Source organism: Kitasatospora sp. NPDC059571 (genome assembly GCF_042735675.1).
In the GTDB taxonomy this organism is placed as follows: Bacteria; Actinomycetota; Actinomycetes; order Streptomycetales; family Streptomycetaceae; genus Kitasatospora.
The window spans coordinates 688-1,526 of the sequence record NZ_JBHWBW010000810.1 but is presented as its reverse complement, the minus strand read 5'-3'; the positions used below and the strand labels follow the sequence as shown (position 1 = coordinate 1,526).

The window sequence follows — 839 nt, the reverse complement described above, 5'->3', positions numbered from 1 at the left end:
GGCGTTCGTGGAGCTGGCGATCCGGGCCGGCGACCAGGTCGGTTGCGGCGTGCTGGAGGAGCTGACCCTGGAGGCGCCGCTGGTGCTGCCCGAGCAGGGCGGCGTCCACGTCCAGCTCGCGGTGGAGGAGACCGACGGATCGGGCCGCCGGGCGGTCGGCCTGTATTCGAGGCTGGAGGACACGGCCGACGGTGAGGTCTGGACGCGGCACGCCACCGGCGTGCTGGCCCCCGGCGACGGCGCCGGGTTGCCGTCCTTCGACCTCGCCGAGTGGCCGCCGCAGGGCGCCACCACGGTCGGCGTGGACGATCTCTACGACGTCTTCCTGGATGCCGGGTTCGGCTACGGGCCGGTGTTCCAGGGCCTGCGGGCCGCATGGCGCCTCGGCGAGGACGTCTACGCCGAGGTGCGCCTGCCGGAGGGCGCCGACGCCGATGCCGCACTGTTCGGACTGCACCCGGCCCTGCTCGATGCCGCGCTGCACGCGGTCGGCATCGGCAACCTGCTGGAGGAGAGCGGCGGCGGCCGCCTGCCGTTCGCGTGGAACGGGGTGACGCTGCACGCGGCCGGCGCTTCGGCCGTCCGGGTACGGATGTCCCCGGCGGGCCGCGACACGGTCTCCCTGGTGCTGGCCGACGAGTCCGGGCGCCCGGTGGCGTCCGTGGCGTCGCTGGCCATGCGCGAGGTGTCCCAGGAGCAGGTCCGGTCGGCCCGCGGAGGCGGTTCGGTCGAGTCGCTGTACCGGGTGGAGTGGACGGCGTTGCCGGTGTCCCAGGCGCCGGCGGGCCGGTGGGCCGTGCTCGGTGGCGGTGGTTTCGGGTCGGTGCCGTGGCGGGGGC

General features: G+C 75.6%; 1 pseudogene. It reads left to right on the top strand.

Annotation, left to right across the window (positions count from 1 at the left end):
* Window positions 1–7: 7 nt before the first annotated feature.
* Window positions 8–839: pseudogene (locus ACFV0G_RS39240) on the top strand (polyketide synthase dehydratase domain-containing protein); the annotation flags it as partial.